Origin of the sequence: Hungatella hathewayi WAL-18680, assembly GCF_000235505.1 — a bacterium.
In the GTDB taxonomy this organism is placed as follows: Bacteria; Bacillota; Clostridia; order Lachnospirales; family Lachnospiraceae; genus Hungatella_A; species Hungatella_A hathewayi_A.
In genome coordinates, this window is the sequence record NZ_JH379027.1 from 2787445 (window position 1) to 2809171 (window position 21727).

The following is a 21727-nucleotide window of genomic DNA, read 5'->3' on the forward strand; positions in this document are numbered from 1 at the left end:
AATCGACACCCAGTCCCAGGACGAGATGGATGTCATTCCCAGCACCGACAAACAGCGAAATCTGGCCAGACTTCTGGTGGAAGAATTAAATGCCATGGGCGCCAGTGATGTCAGAATGGACGAGCATGCCTACGTCTACGCCACGATACCGGCTACTACCGATGATACCGGTATCGTGGTTCTGGGCCTGATTGCCCATATGGACACATCACCGGCCTATTCCGGCGCCGGCGTGAACCCACAGATTGTCAGACAGTACGATGGCGGTGACATCCTGATGAATCCGGACACTGGTCTCACCATGCACGTGGCAGATTTCCCGGATTTGAGCCGCTACGTGGGCCAGGATTTGATTACCACTGACGGAAGCACTCTGCTGGGGGCGGACGACAAGGCAGGCGTGGCGGAGATTATGGCTCTGGCCGATTACCTGTTATCCCACCCGGAGATTCGCCATGGCACCATCAAAATCGGTTTCACCCCGGACGAGGAGGTTGGCTGCGGCGCCGATCTGTTTGACGTGGCGGGCTTTGGAGCCGACGTGGCCTACACCGTGGACGGCGGTGAGCTGGGCGAACTGGAATATGAGAACTTCAACGCGGCATCCGCCAAGGTTCACATCCACGGTTCCAGCATCCACCCAGGTTCCTCCAAGGGCAAGATGAAGAATGCCATCCTGATGGCCATGGAATTCCAGTCCATGCTTCCCGTCTTTGAAAATCCCATGTACACGGAAGGGTATGAGGGCTTTTACCACTTAGACGCCATCGAGGGAACCGTGGAATACGCCAGAATGGACTACATTATCCGCGACCACGATATGACAAAATTCCAGGAGAAGAAAGCTTTCATCGAACAGGTAGCCGATTACCTCAACCGGAAATACGGGGACAGTACCATTGAATTACTCTTAAAAGACAGCTACTTCAACATGAAAGAGAAGATAGAGCCCCATATGTACCTGATCGATACGGCCAAAGCCGCCATGGAGGACATGGGAATTGAGCCGAAAGTATGCCCTATCCGCGGAGGCACCGACGGCGCCAGATTGTCCTACATGGGACTTCCCTGTCCCAACCTGTGCACCGGCGGCCACAATTTCCATGGCAAATATGAGTTTATCTCGATCCAGTCCATGGAGCGTGTAGTTGAACTTCTGCTGAATATTGTGAAAAATATCGGAGCATAACGAGGAAAATGAAAAAGGAGAACATCATGAATCAGCAGAATCTGGAAAAGAAAGCCGGGTATTTTGACTGGATGTTGGAGGAATATCTGGGCAATGCCTACGTCTCCGATATGGAAACCTATGAACTTTTATATGTAAATCCCATCGCCCTGGAGACCCTTGGACACGCCTCCTTATCACAGGTAAAGGGCCGAAAATGCTACGAAGTCATTCAGGGCCGCACCAGTCCCTGCCCGTTCTGCACCAATGACAGAATCTGCGAAGAAGAATTTTATGAATGGGAATTCTATAATCCGACTCTGAAGCGCACCTTCATGATTAAAAACAGGGTTGTGGACTGGGAGGGACGCCGGGCCAGACTGGAACTGTCCCACGACAATTACAGCATGGAATATAAGCTGGCCAAAAAGGACAGGGAGCGGGAAGCCATTCTGCGCACCATCCCCGGCGGTTTTGCCCGGGTGGATGCCAGGGACATGCGCAGTATCCTCTGGTACGATGGCACGTTTCTGGATTTGATTGGTTATACCAGCGAGCAGTTTGAGGACGAGCTTCATTCCACGTGCGGTTACCTCCATCCCGACGATCTGGAACGGGTTTCGGACATCATGGGAAGTTCCAGGGAGACAGGAGAATTTACGAACTTTGAGGCCCGCATTGTCACCAGGGACGGCAGTGTCAAAATCCTGATGATGACCTTCAGCTATGTCAGCGCCATGGAGAGCTGGGATGGGATTCCCTCCTTTTACAGCATCGGTATTGATGTGACGAGAGAGCGGAGCGAGCAGGCCAGGCAGCGCAAGGCGCTGGAGGAAGCCTACCAGACCGCCCGGGTAGCCAACGCGGCCAAGACCAATTTCCTTTCCGCCATGTCCCACGATATCCGCACGCCCATGAATGCCATTATGGGAATGTCGGTGATTGCCCAGGCCAACTTAAACTCGCCGGACAGGCTGAATGACTGCCTGAACAAGATTAACACCTCCAGCCGTCATCTGCTGAGCCTGATTAACGAAGTTCTGGATATGTCCAAGATTGAGAGCGGCAAGATCGATTTGAATCTGGAACAGGTGAATCTTCCAGCCATGCTTGACAATGTGATGGACATCTGCAGCCCTCTGGTGGAGGAGAAGCATCAGCAGTTCCAGATTGTCATCGGCCAGGTAAGCCATGAAAATGTGATTGCGGACGGGGACCGTTTACAGCAGGTGCTGGTGAACATTCTCTCCAACGCGGTCAAATATACCCAGGAGGAAGGGAGTATCCAGCTGCGCATCAACGAGCTCTATTCCCCGACGCCGAAAAAGAGCCAGTATGAGTTTATCTGCATAGACAACGGGATTGGCATCTCCAGGGAGTTTATGCCTTACATATTCGAGCCATTTTCCAGGGCGGAGGACCCGCGTATCAGCCAGATACAGGGAACCGGACTCGGAATGGCGATTACGGAAAATATTGTCCGCATGATGAACGGCACCATCGAGGTGGACAGTGAACTGGGCCATGGAAGCCGGTTTACCGTCACCATTCCGTTGGAGCCGTGCAGGGAGGAGGCGTCTATCAGCAATGATCTGGTCGGCCTTCCCGTCCTGGTGGTGGATGACGACGAAATCACCTGTGAGAGCGCCACGGCCCTGTTGAATGAGCTTGGCATGCGCGGATACTGGGTGCTTTCCGGCAAGGAAGCCATTGAAAGCCTCACAAAGGCCCACCGGGACAAGGATGATTTCTTCGCTGTGATTCTGGACTGGAAAATGCCGGAGATGGATGGTCTGGAGACGCTCAAGGCCATCCGGGCGAAATTGGGGAAAAATGTTCCCATCATTGTCATCTCGGCCTATGACTACTCTGAGATAGAGGAGGAGTTTCTCCGCGCAGGGGCTGACGCATTTATCACGAAGCCGCTGTTTAAATCGAAAATGCTTCAGGTATTGCAGCTGTTCGTATCTATTGAGCCGCCAAAGACGGAAAGAAACGTTCCGGAGGAAGGAGAGCGCCATCCCTTCTGCGGAAAACGGGTCCTGCTGGCGGAGGACAATGACATCAACCGGGAAATCGCGATCGAACTTCTTCAGATGCAGAATATGGTGGTGGACTCCGTGGAAAATGGAAAAAGGGCGCTGGAAGCCTTCGAGGCCTCCGCACCCGGCGATTACAGTATGATTCTGATGGATATTCAGATGCCTGTGATGAACGGCTACGATGCCGCCGCAGCTATCCGCTCCCTAAAGAGGGCGGATGCAAAGACTGTTCCCATCTGCGCCCTGACAGCCGACGCATTTGCCACCGACGCGGCCAGAGCCAGAAGTGTGGGGATGAATGACCATATTTCGAAACCTATTGATATGAAACATTTTTATGATGTCCTCTTGAAATGGATGAGCTGACAGCTTTTATTTGATAGCTGCCAGTATCTGCATCATGGATGTGTACTTGGCATCCAGAAGCATTTCCACGAGGGAGGAGAAGCCCTCCGTGTCCCGGTTATCCAGGCAGCACAGCAGGTGGTCCAGGGAAGCGCAATAGAGGGCATCTGTCACGTCAGTTCCTGTGCGCAGAGCTCTGAGAGAGTAGGCCCACATCAGCTGCTGAAACAGTTCGTTGTAGATAACCTGCACCGCCGGGCTTTTGGAGTTTTGGATGATAAGACTCAGGACTCCGAAGGGGGCGAGTTCACAGCGCTCCAGATGACGCATGAGGCAGAGATAATCCCGGCAGCGGTGAAGTCCGTCTTCATCCAGTTCCAGGCTGCACCGGTCCAGCACGCCATGGCAGGAGAGGGCAAATATCTGAAGACTTTGAAGGGAAACATGCAGCCGCCGGCGCAGGGCCGGCTGGGTGAAATCGCAGTTTTCCCATATCTCATCCTGTGACAGCACCCTGGTTCCCAGACCATTGATGGATTTGGTGATGCCGATGCTGTTTAACAGAGCCAGCATACGCCGGATGGTGCTGACGGAGACATTGCGCTCCCTGGCCAGCTTCTCGAGAGAGGGAAGAAGGGTTCCGGCCGGGTAGACACCACGGTTGATGGAGGTGAGGATATCCATGGCCAGGGAGTAGCACAGCTGGGAGGCTTTCTGATAGCTGTTCCACTGAAAAGAAATCACGGGGTCCCCGTCTCTTGCCGGAGGTATCTGACTGTCGTAGTATTGGCACAGTTCCTGATAAAAGCAGTTCTGAAAAGAAGCGATTGCCTGCTTTAAGGCATCCCAGTCCTTCTGACGGCAGAGATTGATCATGTGAAGCATGGACACCTCCCAGGCGTCCCAGGATTCCGGGGTGGAGGGAAGACTTAAAAACGGCGCCTGATAAAACATAAAGGTCTGCCAGACAAGCCGGATGAGCAGATCATTGTCCAGACTGCCATAGATGCACTGGAGCCAGCCGATCAGCCGGTGAACCGGTAAGAGGTTGCGCTGATAAGCCAGGGACTCCATCTGGGACAGTGTATCGTCCGTCATACGCTGAAAACCGGACAACTGGATGTGTCCAAACAGCGGATTCATATTCCGCCCGATATCCAGCATCGCTTCCCTGCGCGGTGCAAAAAAGTCACGGATATGGTCTTCAATGTCCTTCTGTGTATAGTGGACACTGACGACGGCTCCCGTATTCCGGTTCAGACGGATATAGCCCTTCTGCTTGAGCTTTAAGTAGGCGGAGCGGACTGTGGCGGAGGAGACAAAAAACATCTGGCTGCTTTCCTCGATGGAGGGCAGACGTTCCCCCTCCCGATAAGTACCAAACTCAATCTGCACAGTAAGTATACGATACAGTATCTGCTGCAATTCCGTTTGTTGTTCCAACTCATTTCCTCCCGGTTGTCCTGTCCTTTTTGTATGCGACAGTTCTGATGATTTTCTCTTTTATTTCTCTTATTTTTCCACAATCTATGATAACTTAAGATTAATATATCATTTTTCCTTCCTGGTTTCTACAAAATTCCCTGTATTTTAGAAGAACATTGCTATTTTTGTCAAATTTTGTTATACTGAATCCATCATTTGTATGTGAACAAGGCTTGCCAGAGGCAGTCAGACGATAGATATAGGAGGTACGTGGCATGTTCGCCAAAAGAAAAATTCTGGTTGTGGAAGATAATCAGATGAACCGTGAGCTATTATGTGAAATATTAAGTGCGGACTACCAGGTTCTGGAAGCGGAAAACGGGGAGGAGGCATTGGAAGTTTTGCAGGAACAGGCGGAGGAGATTTCCCTGATTCTGTTAGACATCATGATGCCGGTGATGGACGGATACACCTTCCTGTCATTGCTGAAGGAAAACGATGCGTTTTCCTCGATACCGGTGATCGTGACAACCCAAAATGACGCTGAGGCCGACGAGGTGGCCGCCCTGTCCCACGGGGCCTCCGATTTTGTGCCAAAGCCGTACCGGCCACGGATTATTCTCCACCGGGTGGCCAGCATTATCCGTCTGCGGGAGACAGCCGCCATGATTAATCTGTTCCGCCATGACCGGCTGACCGGCCTTTACAGCAAAGAATTCTTTTACCAGAAAGTGCGGGAGGTTCTTACCAACAATCCGGAGAAGGAGTACGATATTCTCTGCTCCGATGTGGTAAATTTTAAGCTGGTTAATGATATTTTCGGCAGCCAGACAGGAGACCAGCTGCTCTGCATTCTGGCAGATACCTGCCGCAGCTACATAGCCGACGACGGGCTCTGTGGACGGCTCAACGCCGACCAGTTTATCTGCCTTAAGGAGCACCAGGCGGAATACTCGGATGCCGAGTTTGCCAAAATCTGTGAGGAGGCCAGCCATCAGGCGCGGCTGAAAAATATGGTGATGAAGTGGGGCGTATACCCGGTGACGGACCGCTCCCTTTCCGTGGAGCAGATGTGTGACCGGGCGGTGCTGGCGGCCCGCAGCATCAAGGGGCAGTATGGAAAATACGTGACGATTTACGGCGATGAACTTCGCGGAAAGCTTCTCCGGGAGCAGGCTATCACCGAGAGCATGGAGCCGGCGTTGAAAGAAGGACAGTTTGAGATTTACCTTCAGCCTATTTACCGGATTGAGGATGGCTCTCTGAAGGGGGCGGAAGCGCTGGTGCGCTGGAATCACCCGGAGTGGGGGCTTCTGCCGCCGATCCAGTTCATCCCGCTGTTTGAGCGGAACGGTTTTATCACCACACTGGACCGGTTTGTCTGGGACAGGGCCTGCGCCGTCATGCGGGATTGGGATGACAGGGGATTTGTTCCATTTTCCATCTCCGTCAATGTTTCCCGGGCGGATATTTACAATGCCGATTTGGTGGACATTTTACAGAAAACCATTCAAAAATATGACCTTCCCGCATCCCGTCTTCATCTGGAGATTACGGAGAGCGCTTACACGGAGACACCCCAGCAGATTATCGACACGGCCAGGAGCCTGAGGGAGCTTGGATTTGTCATCGAGATGGACGACTTTGGAAGCGGATACTCCTCCCTTAACATGCTGGACCAGCTTCCCATTGACACGCTGAAGCTGGACGGCCAGTTTATCCAGGGGGAGATGGAGAAGCCGGCGGACAAGGGCATCCTCCAGTTTATCATGAACCTGGCGCGGTGGATGAACATCAACATCGTGGCGGAGGGCGTGGAGACCTACGAGCAGCTGGAGCGTTTGCAGAAATTTGCCTGTGAATGCGCCCAGGGATATTATTTCGCCAGACCCATGCCGGTGGCGGAGTTTGAAAAACTGTTGAAAAAGCAGGCATGATGGTGACCATAGACATAACATAGAAAGACAACAGGAATTTGAGAAAGGGCAGTGGATATGGGGAACGATGAGACAGCTGAGAATCAGAAGGAACTGCATCTGACCATGGAGCAGAATCAGATTATCATGGACCAGACCACAGATATGATATTGGAATGGGATATTGTGGAGGATACGATAACCTGTTCCGAGAATTGGTTGAAGAAGTTCGGATATACTCCGGTTTACCAGGGCTTCGAGCATTTGGCAGCCAATGCGGATATGTACCATATTCATCCCCACGATATCCCGAAACTGGTAAAAGCAATGAGGGCTATCAGGGATGGGAAAGGTACCATCCTGGCAGAAGCCCGGGTTCAAAACAGCATGGGACAGTACATCTGGTGCAGATTCCAGGCAATGAGCCAGGGAGATGAGCAGGGGCGGCCTGTCAAAGCCGTGGGAATCATCACGGATATCGATGACGAGAAGAAGATGCTTGAGGAGCTTCGAAGGAGGGCGGAGCGGGATTCCCTCACCGGACTCTACAACCGGGTGGAGACCGAGCGGCAGATATGCCGGTATCTGGAAAAACAGCCCAATGAGCTTTGTGCTCTCTTTATCATTGATACGGATAATTTTAAACAGGTCAACGACAGTCAGGGCCATCTGTTTGGAGATGCCGTCCTGTCGGAACTGGCCGCTGGAATGAAGCGGATGATACGGGAAAGTGACGTTGTCGGACGTATCGGCGGAGATGAGTTTACCATCTTTCTGAAAAATATTTCCTCCAGAGAGATGGTCATTGAAAAAGCCCAAAGTCTGATCAATATGTTTCGCGGACTTTTCCGGGATGACAGGCAGATGTTTGAAATCAGCTGCAGCGTAGGGATTGCCGTTTATCCTGATGATGGAGATGACTTTCATTCCCTGTACCACAACGCCGATATGGCGCTGTACCAGGCCAAGAAACAGGGTAAAAACCAGTATGTCATGATGAACTCCGAAGATGACAAATCGATTGGCCAGTATGGCGCTTCCACTCTGGGTGCGGCCATCGACTCTGACCTTAATACCAGAGAACTGCCGGAGGATCTGGTCAATTATGTTTTTCAGATTCTCTACAACACCAAGGACATTGACCACGCGATCCAGCTGATCCTGGAGATCGTGGGAAAACGCTTCGATGTGAGCAGGTCCTATATTTTTGAGAACAGTGAAGATGGAAGATATACCAACAATACCTTTGAGTGGTGCAACGACGGAATGGTGCCAGTCAAAGAAGATTTGCAGAATCTGCCCTATGATACTCTGGGGGAATACCGGGAATGGTTTTTGGAGAATCCGGTCATATACTGCCGGGATATCAATTCCCTTCCGCCGAAAATGTCAGAGGTGCTGAAACCGCAGGGAATCTATTCCATTCTCCAATGTGCCATCATGGATAATGATAAATTTTACGGTTTTGTCGGCTTTGATGAGTGTACCGGCCTGCGGATGTGGACGAAAGAAGAGGTTGCCGCACTGACCCTGATCTCCCAGCTGATTAATACGTTTCTGCTGAAAAAGCGTGCATCGGAAAAAGACAGACAGTTATCGATTCAGTTAAATACCATACTGGACAATCAGGACGCCTATGTCTATGTGATTGAAAAAAGTAATTACCAGCTGGTCTATCTAAACCGCAAAACCCGGGAACTGGACCCATCAGCCCACGAGGGGATGACCTGCTACCAGGCGTTCTTCGGGAGAGAGCAGCCCTGCGAGAATTGTCTGCTGGCAAAGGGGAGCGGGGAAATCTATAATTATAAATATGACGTCTGGACGAAGGTCCGGGTGGCGCCGCTGAAATGGGGGGCCACGGATGCTTATCTGTTGTCTTGTTTTGATATTACGGAGTATAAGCAAATCACACATGAGTAAGGTTGCTGCAGAAACTACGCAAAAGGCGCTTACGTTTTCATCGGAAATTTTGGTGATAATGTTGGCGCTTTTTTTATTGCATTAATCAAGTAAAATTTTACTTATAAAAATTAATAAAACTTAGTAAAACCGAAAATAGGTCAATTTCTATGTGGAATCTGCACAATAAAATCCCAATATTATCATGCAATAAATCGAAATTATGAGTTTTACCTAATAAAAACTTGATTATTTTACTAAAATGAACTAGGATGTATTTACCAAACAAAAAGGAGGAAATACGATATGAAGAAATCAATGGCAGTGGCGGCAGCGATCCTGCTGGCCTCATCCACGGTTCTTAGTGGATGCAGTTCCAAGGCGGGCAGCCAGGCGGAGGGCGGAAAGGTGAAAATCCGTTTTGCTTCCTGGGACAATGCGGAGGACCTGGACAAACAGCAGGCGCTGGTGGACCAGTTTAATTCCAGCCATGAGGACATCGAGGTGACACTGGAGGCTTACGGAAGTGAGTATGACACGAAAATCAGTGCTGGAATGGGTTCCGGGGATACGCCGGATGTGCTGTATATGTGGGATTACCCATCCTACTATGAGGGGCTGGAGCCGCTGGATTCTTACATAGAGAAAGAGGGAGCGGAATACAAGGACAATTTCTATGATGCCCTGTGGCCCTACAACTCTAAAAATGATACCATCTACGGCATCCCGGTGGGCTTCACCACCCATGCGCTGTACTACAACAAGGATATCTTTGCCCAGGCCGGCGTGGCGGAGCCAACGAATGACTGGACCTGGGACGACGTGAAGACGGCGGCCAAGGCCATCACCGACAGCGTGAGCGGTGTCAAGGGCTTCTCCTTCCAGATGAAGCCGGACCCATACGATTATGAGATGTACCTGTGGAGCAACGGAAGTTCCTTCGTGGATGCCAATGGCAATCTGGACGGCAATCTCAATTCCGCCAATTCCGTGGAAGCCGTTTCTCTGTTCCAGGAGATGGAGAAGGACGGTTACGCGGTGGCAACCGAGAAGAACGGCACCGATGAATTCCGTGGCGGCCAGACAGCTATGTATATCTACGGCGCCTGGGCGGTATCCACCTTTGACGAGGACGGTTTGAATTATGGGATCGTGGATATTCCGGCCTTCGCGGGTGCAGGAAGAGACTCTGTCAGCATCCTCAGTTCCTCCGGCGTCTCCATCTCCAAGGACTCCAAGAACAAGGAAGCTGCCTGGGAGTTCGTGAAATACTGGACCGGCGAGGAGATGAACAAGGCGAGAATCGGCTATGAGCTGCCGGCCTTAAAGTCTGTGGTGGAATCCGAGAAGATTCTGGATAATCCTTCCAACGCGCCGTTTTATTCCATGCTGGAGCAGAGCAGCGGTTTCACACCGGCCAGCTTTATTGTGGATAACTGGTCAACTTTGAAAGACACCCTGGATTTGACATTCGAGCGCGTGTATAACCCGAGTACCCTGGAAGACCCGGCCACCGTGCTTTCGGAGGCTGTCTCGGAGATGCAGTAACCCACGGACCTGGGATTGCCTGGCCGGATGGGCCACACAGCCCCAATTAATTGGAGGTATTATTTATGGAGAAGAAACGTTTCGTCAAGAATGCGACTCCGTATCTGTTTATTCTGCCATGGATTATCGGCTTTATCGTCTTTACGGCGGGGCCTCTTATCCTGTCCATGGTTATGAGTTTTTTTGACTGGCCGATCACATCATCGCCCACCTTCCGCGGAATAGGGAATTACGTGGAAATGTTCACCAAAGACAAACAGTTTTACAAGTCCCTCACCATCACCCTGAAATACGCCGCGATTTTTGTGCCATTAAATATGATAATCGCCCTGTTTCTGGCCATGCTGATCACACAGCCGGTCAAGGGCGTGAAAATCTACCGGACCATCTTTTATATCCCGGCGGTTGTCTCCGGCGTTGCCATCTCCATCATCTGGGGATGGATATTGAACGGGAATTACGGGGTGTTAAACTACCTGCTGTCCCTGATTGGCATTGAGGGACCCAACTGGCTGGTGGACCCGGCCTGGGCTTTGCTGGCCGTTATCCTGGCAAGTGCATTTGGAGTGGGAACCATGATGCTCATTTTCTACACGGACATCAAGAGCATTCCCATCGACTTGTATGAGGCTGCCTCCCTGGACGGAGCCAGCCCGGCCAGACAGTTTTTTTCCGTCACACTGCCAATCATCACGCCGACTATTTTGTTTAACCTGATTACATCCCTGATAAGCGCGTTCCAGCAGCTGACCCTGGTGATGCTGCTCACCAACGGCGGACCGCTAAAGTCTACCTATTTTTACGGGATGTTTACGTATAACAATGCGTTCAAACACCACCGTCTGGGATATGCCAGCGCCAACGCCTGGGTGATGTTCATCATTATTCTGTTTCTGACAGCCATTGTCTTCAAATCGTCCTTCGCCTGGGTCTTCTATGAGACGGAAGCGAAGAACGGGAAGGCAAAGAACAAAAAGAAAGGCGGGAAAACCTTATGAGTATGTACGAAAAAATCGAAGGTGATTATCTATACGCTGCTGACCCTTATGGCTTTGTATTTCCTGTCACCGTTTGTCTACATGCTGTTTACCACGTTCAAGACGGAGACGGAAGCCATCGCCTACCCGCCGAAACTGTTTCCCGCCAAATGGCTGTGGGAGAATTACATAAGCGCCTGGAAGGCACAGCCCTTTGGCCAGTATTTCTTAAACTCCGTTCTGGTGACGGTGGGGACGACAGCGGGGCAGATTATCTCCTGTTCCCTGGTGGCCTACGGCTTTGCCAGATACAATTTCAAGGGCAAAAATATCATGTTTATGATTCTGCTGTCCACCATGATGATTCCCTGGGATGTGACCATGATTCCCCAGTATATGGAATTCAAGATATTCGGCTGGATTAACACCTTAAAGCCCCTTATCGTGCCGTCATGGTTTGGTTCCGCCTACTATATCTTTCTGATGCGGCAGTTCCTGATGGGAGTGCCAAAGGACTTTGAGGAAGCGGCCAGAATCGACGGAGCCAACGCCTTTCAGATTTACTGGCGAATCTTTATGCCGATTATGAAACCGCAGCTGATATTGGTAGGCGTGCTGAATATGATTACTGTCTGGAATGACTATCTTGGGCCCCTCATTTTCTTGCAGGACAGAAGCAAGTTTACGCTGGCTCTTGGGCTGGCATCCTTTAAGGGTGTCCACAGCACGCAGATTATACCAATGCTCTGCATCACAGTCATCATGATTCTGCCGCCGATTATCGTCTTCCTCTTTGCCCAGAAGCATATTGTGGAGGGAACAAGCGGCGCTATCAAATAACCGGAAGGAGACAACGATGGAAAGACGTAAAAAGAAACGATGGGAAGACGAGGGGATAAGCGGAATCGGAAGACGGGAGGCGAGGACCTCCTGCTATGAGGACAGCGCCCCGCGGATGACACTCAACGGGGACTGGAAGTTTTTATACCTGGAAGCTCCGGAATTATCCCCGGAAGGGTTTGAACAGCCGGGGGCGGCAAAAGACTGGGATACGATAGATGTGCCCTCTGTCTGGCAGCTGCGTGGGTATGGACGGATGCATTACACCGATGTTCTGTATCTGTTTCCCGTGAACCCGCCTTTTGTCCCGTCCAAAAATCCTACGGGAATCTATAAGAGAACCTTCTTCCTGGAAGAAGACTGGATGAGCGGAGATACCGTTTTGAAATTTCACGGTGTGGACAGCGCTTACGAGGTATGGGTTAATGGAATGTTTATCGGATACAGCAAGGTCAGCCGCCTTCCGTCGGAATTTGTTATCACGGAGGCCGTCAAAGCGGGAGAGAACGATGTGACGGTCCGGGTCTGCCAGTGGTCCGACGGAACCTATCTGGAGGACCAGGATATGTGGTGGTGCTCCGGAATCTTCCGAGATGTGGAACTGATAAATGAGCCAAAGAGCGCGGTCTTGGACTGCCAAATCACGGCAAGTCTGGACGCGTCTTACAGATATGGAAGCGTGAAAGCGGTCATCCGCGCAAAGGGTTGCGGAACGGGAACTTACCGCCTGTGCGATGGAGATCAAGTGATAGTGGAAGGCAGTTTTCTGTGCGGTGATGACTGCGAAGATGACTTTGATGATGGCCGCAGCGGCATGTGTGAAAATGGCCGTAAAAATGACTGCGTAACCAGCCTGTCATCGAAAGAAGCAGCAGTGACCGTCTTCCTGCACGCCGGAGAAGTCCACCCATGGACAGCGGAAACGCCGTATCTCTACACCTTCCAGCTAGACTTCGAGGGCCACAAAACGACTTACCGCACCGGATTTCGCAGCATAGAACTGAAAGACGGGAATTTCACCGTCAACGGCGCCGCCATCCTGCTTAATGGTGTGAATCACCACGATTACCACCCAAAAGAGGGGCGTGTGACCTCCTACGAACAGATAAAATCCGATATCATCCTGATGAAGCAGTACAACATCAACGCCGTGCGCTGTTCCCACTACCCGGCCAACGAGTACTTGTATGATTTGTGCGATGAGTATGGTCTGTACGTGATTGACGAGGCGGACCTGGAATGCCACGGGTTTGAGTGGACCGGCAAATACTCCTGGATCAGTGACGATCCGGACTGGGAGAGCGCCTACGTGGACCGTGCCGTGCGCATGGTAAAACGGGATTTCAACCACCCGTCCATCCTCATGTGGTCCCTTGGAAATGAATCCTCTTTCGGCTATAATTTCGTCAAAAGCTCCGAAGCGGTCCGGGCACTCGATTCCTCCCGGTTGATTCACTATGAGGGGGACTTTGAGGCGGAGGCCGTGGATGTCTACTCCACCATGTACACGTGGCTGGATAAATTGACCGAAATTGCGGAGGGAAAGCTGGGAAAAGGGAAACCTCACATTCTGTGCGAGTACGGCCACGCCATGGGCAACGGCCCGGGATGCTTATCCTCCTACCAAAAGCTGTTCCGCTCCTCCAAACGCCTTCAGGGCGGTTTCCTCTGGGAATGGTATGACCACGGAATCCACTCCGTAGATGAGGAGGGCCGGGAATACTACCGGTATGGCGGTGATTACGGGGACTTCCCCACCAACGGAAATTTCTGTATCGACGGCCTGCTTATGCCGGACCGGAGTCCGTCTCCGGGACTGCTGGAATACAAACAGGTCATCGCCCCGGTGGAGATAACAGGCCCTGCAGGAAGCCAGCGGGAAATCCTTCTGCACAATGTTTATGATTTCCTGGATTTCTCCCATCTGATGTTGAAATGGTGGATATCCTGCGACGACAGGAAGGTGCAGGAAGGCGTTATTCATGAACTATCGGCCGCTCCGGGCGGGACCTGCCGGCTGGAACTTCCCTATCAGCCCTTCACACCGGAGGCTAACACCGATTACTATATGAATCTCTCTGTCTGCCTGAAGGAAGCCAGCGCCTATGCACCGGCCGGACACGAGGTATCCCACGGGCAGTTTGCCCTGAGAGAGCATCTGGAACTTGCCGTTCTTCATGAACCGGGAGAGAAGCTGTTGACGGAGGATGACGGAATCTGCTTCACCGTGGGCAACCGCCTGGCAAAAGCGGTGTTCCACAAAGTCTACGGCTGTCTGCTGACCTATGGTTCCGGAGAACGGACCTATGTGACGGAAGGCCCGCGTGTGACCGTATACCACGCCGCCATCGACAACGATATGTACAAAAAAGAGGATTGGAAGAACAAATACTTCCTCCAGCTCCCGGATGAACAGACCGAATATTTCCGGGTGGAGGAAAAAGAACACCGGGTGGAGGTGTCCATCGGAACCTACTTCGGCTGTCTCAACCAGTCCTGGGGCTTCCTCTGTGACTACCGCTACACTATGTACGAGGACGGCTCCCTCACCTGTGAGCTGACAGGTAAAGAGTTCCAGAGAGGAGTGGAGGAGCCGGAGTTTCTTCCCCGCATCGGCATCCGCATGAAGGCGGCCAAAAATCTTCAGCAGGCGGCCTGGTACGGCCTGGGCTTTGGCGAGAATTATATCGACAGCCAAAGCGCCGCCTTCATGGGATTATACCGCTCCGACGTGGACGGTATGGCTGCCAATTACGTTTATCCACAGGAAAACGGCCATCGGCAGAATGTCCACTGGTATTCCCTGACGGATAGTAACGCAGGGCTTCTCGTCACCTCGGACAGTCCGGTGGGATTAAATCTTCACAACTACACGACGGAAAGCCTGGACAATGCCAGACATCCACAGGAGATTGCGGACTCGGAGGATGTGATTATCCACATGGATTTTGCCCACTCCGGCCTGGGAAGCAACAGCTGCGGACAGGAACAGGAAGCATTTGCCAAGGTAAAACGCCAGGATTTCTCCTTCCGCTTTACCCTGCGTGGGACGACGCCCGGAAATGATACGGCAATGTCCAAAATAAAATATCTGGACTGACGGAAAGGACTTAAAAACATGATAAAAGAACGATTTTCACCGGAAATGCAGCAGAACCTCAGCGATGATGCATGGATGATTCTCCAGGAGGATTACCGCCCGGAGGAAACTTTAAAGTATGAAAGCCTGTTCTGCCTGTCCAACGGATATCTGGGAACGAGAGGCGCATACGAGGAAGGGGCGAAAAACAGCCTTCCCTGTACCTTTATCAACGGCGTCTTTGATAAATCGGAAACCTTCATGAGAGAGCTGGCCAATATGCCGGACTGGCTGGGCATCCGACTCTATGTGGAGAAGGAGCTGATTGGCATTGACACCTGCCGCATTCTTGAATTCACCAGAGCCTTGGATATGAGACACGCGCTTCTGGCAAAACGATACATTCTGGAGGATAGAAGGGGCAGAAAGACCCTGATAGAGGGAATCCGGATGGTGAGCCGGGCCAATGTCCACCGACTTGGCATCCGCCTTCTGGTGACCCCTCTCAATTACAGCGGACTGATTGAGGTGGAAAATATCCTCGACGGCTCTGTCATCAACTTTGGAGACGCCCCACGCTTCAAGGTGAAGCACACCCGTCTGTTGCAGAACAGCTGTCTGGACACCCACGGCGCTTACCTGGAGGTGACCACTAGAGACAGAAAACTCTGTGTGGGAACCGGCAGCCGTATGGAAGCATTTTCTGACGGCCAGCCCGTGATGAAAAATCACAGCTTCCACGCCTTCGGCGAGACGGCGGTGGAGTTTCAGGATTTTGAGGCGGAGCAGGGAAAAACTGTGGAGGTGGTGAAGTACGCGGCTATTTACACGGAGCGGGAGACACCGGACTACGAGATTCACTGCAAAGTCCGGGATGAGATACGGCAGTTTATGGCCGATGGCTTCGACGCGGAGTTAAGCCGCCACACGGCCGTGTACGCCCGGATGTGGGAGGACGCCAACATTGAGATACAGGGAGATTTTGAACTGGACCGAGCCGTCCGGTTTACCATTTTCCATCTTATGAGCACAGGAAATGAGAGGGATGAGCATGTCAATGTGGGCGCCAAGCTTTTAAGCGGCGAAGAGTATGGTGGCCACGCCTTCTGGGATACAGAGCTGTTCATGTTGCCGTTCTTCGCCTGCGTGTTCCCTGACACGGCCAGAAATCTGGAGAATTACCGATATCATCTGCTGGACGCCGCCAGAGAAAATGCCAGGAAAAACGGCTACCGCGGCGCCCAGTATCCCTGGGAGTCGGCGGATGACGGAACGGAGCAGTGTCCGGACTGGACGATTGAGCCGGATGGTACCTGCTACCGCTGTTACGTCGCCGTCTACGAGCATCATGTGACCGCGGCGGTGGCCTATGGAATCTATCACTATGTAAAGCTCACCGGGGATGAACAGTTCCTGAAGGAAAAGGGGGCTGAGATTCTGATTGAGACCGCCCGCTTCTGGGCCAGCCGGTGTGAGTACCATGAAACGCTTCACCGCTTCGAGATCCGCCAGGTCACCGGGCCGGATGAGTGGCACGAGCCGGTGGACAACAATCTCTACACCAATTACCTGGCCAAATGGAATTTAAGCTACGTGCTGAATCTTTTAAAAGAATGGGAAACCACGGAACCCGTTCTGTATGAAGAGTTGAAAAACCGCCTCTCCATCGGGGAGGAAGAGCGGGGACACTGGCAGAATGTGATGGAACACATGTATCTGCCAAAAGGAAAGGATAACGGGCTCCTGGAGCAGTTTGAGGGCTATTTTGACCTTCAGGACGTGACCATAGAAGCCTGCGATGAAAATGACTGGCCCATCCGCCCCAAGGCCCTTGAGACCGTGCCCCGCTCCCAGACCCAGATTATCAAGCAGGCGGATGTGGTGATGTTGCTGCACCTGCTGGGAGAGGAGTTTGACGAGGAGACCCGGAAGAAGAATTACGCCTACTATGAGAAACGGACCCTTCACGGTTCCTCCTTAAGTCCCAGCATTTACTCCGTGATGGGGCTTCGGGTGGGAGACGAGACGAAGGCTTACCGCTATCTCTGCCGTGCCGCTTTCATTGATCTGACGGATTTGCAGAAGAACACCAGGGAGGGCATCCACGCGGCCAATGCCGGCGGCGTGTGGCAGACAGTGGTGTTCGGATTTGCAGGGGTGTCCATGGAGGAGGACGGCGTGGTGGATATCCGTCCCCATATGCCGAAGGAGTGGAGCGGACTATCCTTCCGTCTGCACTATCGCGGAGCCAAATTAAGCATCACGGTGACGCCGGATAACCAGGCGGACGTTAAACTGCTGGAGGGTAGTCCGGTGACTGTCCGGGTAAACGGGAAAGTCCAGGTGATGGGAGGAACATCATGAGAAAATATCTGGCAATCTTCGGACTGATTCTCGTGACTGTCATCTGGGGCGGCGGCTTCGTGGCCAGCGATATGGCTCTGGAATCCATGAGTCCCTTTCAGATTATGACCATCCGCTTCTTTTTGGGGATGGTCATCCTGGGAGGCATCTCTCTGCCGGGAATGAAGGCGCTGAAAAAAGAGGAGATTCGTGCCGGAATCCTGATGGGCTGCGCCCTGTTTGCCGGTTTTGCCCTGCAGATTATCGGTCTGCAGTACACCACGCCGTCCAAAAACGCGTTTTTGACAGCGACCAACGTGGTGATGGTGCCGTTTCTCGCCTTTTTGATTTACCGGAAACGGGTGGGATTAAACGGAATTGTGGGCGCGGTGATGGCGGTTGCCGGCGTGGGAATTCTGTCCCTGAACGGAGATTTCTCCCTGGGAACAGGGGACGCCCTGACACTGCTTGGCGCAGTGGGATTTGCCTTTCAAATCTTCCTGACAGGAGAGTTTGCGGCCAAGTACCGGGTGAAAGTATTGAACTGCGTGCAGATGACGACGGCCTTTGTCCTGTCCGCCCTGTTTCTGGTGGGAATGGGGGAGACCTCCATTCATGCATCCGGGGAAGGCTGGCTTTCCGTTCTCTATCTGGGACTCATAAGCACGGCCCTCACCTACCTGCTCCAGACCAGCTGCCAGCAGTACGTGGATGAGACGAAGGCGGCCATTATCCTGTCCATGGAGTCGGTATTTGGAACCCTGTTTTCCGTGATTCTGTTAAAAGAGCTGATTACCCTGCGGATGATAGCCGGCTGCGTGATCATTCTGGCCGCGGTCCTGCTGTCCAACTACTCCGGGGGAGAGAATATGAAGAGGGAGGCTGCAAGAGAATGAAAAACTATCATGGCGTTATCTTTGATTTGGACGGGGTGATCTGCCACACGGACGCCTATCACTATCAGGCGTGGAAGCAGGTGGCCGATGAGCTTGGGATTTATTTTGACGAGAGCATCAACAACCGTCTGCGGGGCGTCAGCCGGATGGAGAGCTTTGAGATTATTCTGGAGCGGTATGACGGCGTCATGGAGGAGGCGGATAAAATCCGCTATACCTCCAAAAAGAATGAGATCTATAAGGAGCTGCTCTCCAACATGTCCCCGTCGGATTTATCCCCGGAGGTGAAGGAGACTCTGGATAAACTGCGGGAAAATGGCCTGAAGCTGGCCATCGGCTCCTCCAGCAAAAATGCCTGCTTTATCCTGGAGCGGCTGGGACTTGGCGGTTATTTTGACGCCATATCCGACGGAAACCAGATTGCCCGCTCCAAGCCGGACCCGGAAGTGTTTCTGCTGGCAGCCAGGCTGATTGGTGAGGAGCCGGAACACTGCCTGGTGGTGGAGGACGCCAAAGCCGGGCTGATGGCGGCCAAGGCGGGCGGCATGGATGCGGCGGGAATCGGGGACGCCTCCGGCTGTGAGCTGGCTGACTATCATCTGATGACATTTAAAGAGCTTTTGGCGGCTTGCAATTGCGAACCTATTTAGAATATGCTATACTAAAACCGCGGCCGGAAACAGCGAAAAGCAGTAACCGGCCGCGGTATTCAGTTTCATGATGGGGAATGAATAAGGGGTTAATGAAAAGTATGGCTACAATTAAGGATATTGCAGAAAAAGCAGGTGTTTCCATCGCCACGGTTTCCAGAGTCTTGAATTACGACGAGACGTTAAATGTACAGGATGAGACGCGCAAGCGCATCTTTGAGGCGGCGGAACAGCTGGATTATCAGGTGAAAGATAAAAAGAAGAGAAAGAAGCGGCTGAAGATAGGCATCCTCTGCTCCTATTCCCTGGAGGAAGAGCTGGAGGACACCTATTATCTCTCCGTCCGCGTGGCGATTGAGAAGAAGCTGGCGGAGGAAGGGTACAAGAAATACCGGATTAGCAGCAGTGATGGAAAGGACGATCTGCCGCCCCTTGACGGCATCATCTGTCTGGGAACTTTCAGCCAGTCCATGATGGAGCGGATCGAGTCCTTTGGGAAACCCACCGTATTTGCCGATGCCATTCCGGACACGGAGAAATTTGATTCCGTGATTCACGATATTGAGCGCTCCGTCTCGAAGGTGATGGCGTATCTGATGAATCAGGGACACCGAAAAATTGCCTTTATCGGCGGTTATGAGACGGATTCGGACGGCGTCGAGGTGGTGGACAACCGGACCTATGCCTATGTGCGGATCATGAAGCAGGAAGGATTGTTCCGGGAGGAATATTTAAAGGTTGGCGGCTACACGCCCCGGTATGGGTATCAGATGATGGGAGAGCTGTTAGAACTTCCGGATGCCCCCACCGCGGTCTTTGTGGCCAACGATTCCCTGGCTATCGGCTGCTACAAGGCAGTCAATGAAAAGGGACTCTCCATTCCAGATGACATCAGCGTCATCGGCTACAATGATATCCCGGCGGCCAAATATCTGGTGCCGCCGCTGACCACCGTTCATCTCCACATGGATTTCATGGGAGAGCAGGCGGTGACGCTGCTGGCGGAGAAAATCCTGAGCGGCAGGGAAATCTCCATCCAGGTTCTGATTCCGGCAAAGCTGGTGTTGAGAGAGAGTGTGAGAGCGCTGGACTAGTGTCAGCGCGTTTGGCGGAAAGGAAATGAGAACGATGATAGATAATATATTTTTAAAAGAGCTGTTGGAGACGGCCACGGTATCTGGCTATGAGGAAGCTGGCGGAGAGGTGGTCCGCAGGCACATGGAACCGGTATCGGATGCCGTATTGAGTGACGATATCGGGGACACCATCTGTGTGCTGAATCCGGATGCCAGTCCGAGGATTCTGATGACGGCCCATCTGGATGAAATCGGCTTGATGGTGTCGGCGGTGACGGAGAAGGGACGGCTTACGGCAGTCCGCCGGGGAGGCATTATCCCGGCTGTCTATCCGGGACACCAGGTACTGGTGATGACTGGGAATGGTCCGGTCTGCGGCGTGGTGGAATCCTACCGGGATTTCTTTCAGAAGAAAGGCGGTGTGGACACCAAAGATTTGTTGATTGATATCGGTGTGGATACGAAGGAGGATGCCCTGGCCCTGGTGGAGCCGGGCAGTCCTGTGGTGTTTGATACCGGCATGCGGGCGATGGCGGGAGGACGATTCTCCGCCAGAGCGCTGGATGACCGGCTGGGCGTCTACATTATCATGGAAGCCCTCAAGCGGGCCAGGGAGAGAGCATGCACCTGCGGCGTATACAGTGCGGCCACCGTCGGGGAGGAGACCACCAAAAACGGCGCTTACTGGACGGCCTGCCGTGTGAAACCGGACCTTGCCATTGTGGTGGACGTGACCTACACCTGTGACTGTACGGGGACGAGTATGGCGGAGACGGGGGATGTGAAGCTGGGCGGCGGCCCGGTTCTGTGCAACAGTCCGATTGTCTCCAAACGTCTGAACCGGATGATGAGAGCCTGTGCCGATTCGGCCGGCATCCGGGTGCAGACCGAGGCGGCCAGCGCCTTGAGTTACACGGACGCGGACAAGGTTCATTTTGCACAGGAGGGGATGCCGGTGGTGCTGGTGTCCATCCCGCTGCGCTATATGCATCATCCGGCTGAGGTGGCGGATGAGAAGGATGTGGAGGACTGTATTGTACTGATTGCAGAATTCCTGGCGCGGTACCAGGAGCTTGACGGTGCGAAGCAGGATTGACAGAGGATTGTTAACAAATTAACACAGAGGAGGAAGCCAACATGAAGTACAGAAACCTGGGAAATACCGGACTGAAGGTCAGTGAGATTGGACTGGGAGCGGAATGGCTGGAGCGGCACAATGCGGAAGAAGTGAAGGCGGTGATCGACTGCTGCGAGGAACAGGGCATCAATATCCTGGACTGCTGGATGTCGGAGCCCAATGTGCGCTCCAATATCGGCGCGGCTTTGGAGGGCAGACGGGATAAGTGGATTATCCAGGGGCATCTTGGCTCCACCTGGCAGGACGGCCAGTATGTCCGCACACGGGAACTTTCCCAGGTGAAGGCAGCATTTATGGACCTGCTGGAGCGTCTGAGAACCGATTATATTGATTTGGGAATGATCCACTTTGTGGATGAGCCGGAGGAATTTCACCGCATTAT

14 protein-coding genes and 1 pseudogene are annotated in these 21727 nt (G+C 52.6%); 14 read left to right on the plus strand and 1 reads right to left on the minus strand.

Annotation, left to right across the window (positions count from 1 at the left end; all coding sequences use genetic code 11):
- The first annotated feature begins 1 nt into the window (after nucleotide 1).
- Together pepT and HMPREF9473_RS12540 are read left to right on the plus strand one after the other, a co-directional pair.
- Nucleotides 2–1189, plus strand: a complete 1188-nt coding sequence (gene pepT / locus HMPREF9473_RS12535) for a peptidase T (RefSeq protein ID WP_006780487.1) — start codon at nucleotides 2–4, stop codon at nucleotides 1187–1189.
- A 26-nt stretch (nucleotides 1190–1215) separates the two neighbouring features.
- Complete coding sequence (locus HMPREF9473_RS12540) at nucleotides 1216–3576, plus strand: PAS domain-containing hybrid sensor histidine kinase/response regulator (protein ID WP_006780488.1); 2361 nt, start codon at nucleotides 1216–1218, stop codon at nucleotides 3574–3576.
- A 6-nt stretch (nucleotides 3577–3582) separates the two neighbouring features.
- Here the strand turns inward: HMPREF9473_RS12540 and HMPREF9473_RS12545 are convergent, their stop codons facing one another.
- The gene (locus HMPREF9473_RS12545) at nucleotides 3583–4998 is read right to left on the minus strand and encodes a GntR family transcriptional regulator (RefSeq protein ID WP_006780489.1); all 1416 of its coding nucleotides are present in this window, start codon (nucleotides 4996–4998) and stop codon (nucleotides 3583–3585) included.
- A gap of 257 nt (nucleotides 4999–5255) precedes the next feature.
- On the opposite strand from HMPREF9473_RS12545, the gene HMPREF9473_RS12550 reads away from it, so the two are divergent.
- From HMPREF9473_RS12550 to HMPREF9473_RS12605, 12 genes and pseudogenes are all read left to right on the plus strand, one after another.
- Nucleotides 5256–6917, plus strand: coding sequence for a putative bifunctional diguanylate cyclase/phosphodiesterase (locus HMPREF9473_RS12550; RefSeq protein ID WP_006780490.1), 1662 nt, complete (start codon nucleotides 5256–5258; stop codon nucleotides 6915–6917).
- 57 nt (nucleotides 6918–6974) lie between these two features.
- Complete coding sequence (locus tag HMPREF9473_RS12555; RefSeq protein ID WP_006780491.1) at nucleotides 6975–8819, plus strand: diguanylate cyclase domain-containing protein; 1845 nt, start codon at nucleotides 6975–6977, stop codon at nucleotides 8817–8819.
- Between the two features lie 285 nt (nucleotides 8820–9104).
- Nucleotides 9105–10346, plus strand: a complete 1242-nt coding sequence (locus HMPREF9473_RS12560; protein ID WP_006780492.1) for an ABC transporter substrate-binding protein — start codon at nucleotides 9105–9107, stop codon at nucleotides 10344–10346.
- Nucleotides 10347–10411: 65 nt separating this feature from the next.
- Nucleotides 10412–11344 carry a carbohydrate ABC transporter permease gene (locus tag HMPREF9473_RS12565; protein WP_006780493.1) on the plus strand — a complete coding sequence of 311 codons (933 nt, stop codon included), beginning with the start codon at nucleotides 10412–10414 and terminating at the stop codon, nucleotides 11342–11344.
- Between the two features lie 48 nt (nucleotides 11345–11392).
- A complete protein-coding gene (locus tag HMPREF9473_RS12570) occupies nucleotides 11393–12163 on the plus strand; it encodes a carbohydrate ABC transporter permease (RefSeq protein ID WP_050810063.1) in 771 nt (256 codons plus the stop codon).
- Nucleotides 12164–12179: 16 nt separating this feature from the next.
- The gene (locus tag HMPREF9473_RS12575; RefSeq protein WP_006780495.1) at nucleotides 12180–15263 is read left to right on the plus strand and encodes a glycoside hydrolase family 2 TIM barrel-domain containing protein; all 3084 of its coding nucleotides are present in this window, start codon (nucleotides 12180–12182) and stop codon (nucleotides 15261–15263) included.
- Between the two features lie 18 nt (nucleotides 15264–15281).
- On the plus strand, nucleotides 15282–17606 hold the full coding sequence (locus HMPREF9473_RS12580) for a glycoside hydrolase family 65 protein (RefSeq protein ID WP_006780496.1): 2325 nt from the start codon (nucleotides 15282–15284) through the stop codon (nucleotides 17604–17606).
- A complete protein-coding gene (locus tag HMPREF9473_RS12585) occupies nucleotides 17603–18481 on the plus strand; it encodes a DMT family transporter (protein WP_006780497.1) in 879 nt (292 codons plus the stop codon). The genes HMPREF9473_RS12580 and HMPREF9473_RS12585 overlap by 4 nt, the downstream gene beginning before the upstream one ends.
- On the plus strand, nucleotides 18478–19131 hold the full coding sequence (pgmB, locus tag HMPREF9473_RS12590) for a beta-phosphoglucomutase (protein ID WP_006780498.1): 654 nt from the start codon (nucleotides 18478–18480) through the stop codon (nucleotides 19129–19131). The genes HMPREF9473_RS12585 and pgmB overlap by 4 nt, the downstream gene beginning before the upstream one ends.
- 101 nt (nucleotides 19132–19232) lie before the next feature.
- The gene (locus tag HMPREF9473_RS12595; protein WP_034858372.1) at nucleotides 19233–20225 is read left to right on the plus strand and encodes a LacI family DNA-binding transcriptional regulator; all 993 of its coding nucleotides are present in this window, start codon (nucleotides 19233–19235) and stop codon (nucleotides 20223–20225) included.
- Between the two features lie 34 nt (nucleotides 20226–20259).
- On the plus strand, nucleotides 20260–21303 hold the full coding sequence (locus HMPREF9473_RS12600; protein ID WP_006780500.1) for a M20/M25/M40 family metallo-hydrolase: 1044 nt from the start codon (nucleotides 20260–20262) through the stop codon (nucleotides 21301–21303).
- Between the two features lie 41 nt (nucleotides 21304–21344).
- A pseudogene (locus tag HMPREF9473_RS12605) lies at nucleotides 21345–21727 on the plus strand (aldo/keto reductase); the annotation flags it as partial.

What these genes read in the sequence shown, in the direction of transcription:
- HMPREF9473_RS12540 (WP_006780488.1), top strand. Translation starts at nt 1,216, where the DNA reads ATGAATCAGCAGAATCTGGAAAAGAAAGCCGGGTATTTTGACTGGATG.
- HMPREF9473_RS12550 (WP_006780490.1), top strand. Translation starts at nt 5,256, where the DNA reads ATGTTCGCCAAAAGAAAAATTCTGGTTGTGGAAGATAATCAGATGAAC.
- HMPREF9473_RS12555 (WP_006780491.1), top strand. Translation starts at nt 6,975, where the DNA reads ATGGGGAACGATGAGACAGCTGAGAATCAGAAGGAACTGCATCTGACC.
- HMPREF9473_RS12560 (WP_006780492.1), top strand. Translation starts at nt 9,105, where the DNA reads ATGAAGAAATCAATGGCAGTGGCGGCAGCGATCCTGCTGGCCTCATCC.
- HMPREF9473_RS12565 (WP_006780493.1), top strand. Translation starts at nt 10,412, where the DNA reads ATGGAGAAGAAACGTTTCGTCAAGAATGCGACTCCGTATCTGTTTATT.
- HMPREF9473_RS12570 (WP_050810063.1), top strand. Translation starts at nt 11,393, where the DNA reads ATGGCTTTGTATTTCCTGTCACCGTTTGTCTACATGCTGTTTACCACG.
- HMPREF9473_RS12575 (WP_006780495.1), top strand. Translation starts at nt 12,180, where the DNA reads ATGGAAAGACGTAAAAAGAAACGATGGGAAGACGAGGGGATAAGCGGA.
- HMPREF9473_RS12580 (WP_006780496.1), top strand. Translation starts at nt 15,282, where the DNA reads ATGATAAAAGAACGATTTTCACCGGAAATGCAGCAGAACCTCAGCGAT.
- HMPREF9473_RS12585 (WP_006780497.1), top strand. Translation starts at nt 17,603, where the DNA reads ATGAGAAAATATCTGGCAATCTTCGGACTGATTCTCGTGACTGTCATC.
- pgmB (WP_006780498.1), top strand. Translation starts at nt 18,478, where the DNA reads ATGAAAAACTATCATGGCGTTATCTTTGATTTGGACGGGGTGATCTGC.
- HMPREF9473_RS12595 (WP_034858372.1), top strand. Translation starts at nt 19,233, where the DNA reads ATGGCTACAATTAAGGATATTGCAGAAAAAGCAGGTGTTTCCATCGCC.
- HMPREF9473_RS12600 (WP_006780500.1), top strand. Translation starts at nt 20,260, where the DNA reads ATGATAGATAATATATTTTTAAAAGAGCTGTTGGAGACGGCCACGGTA.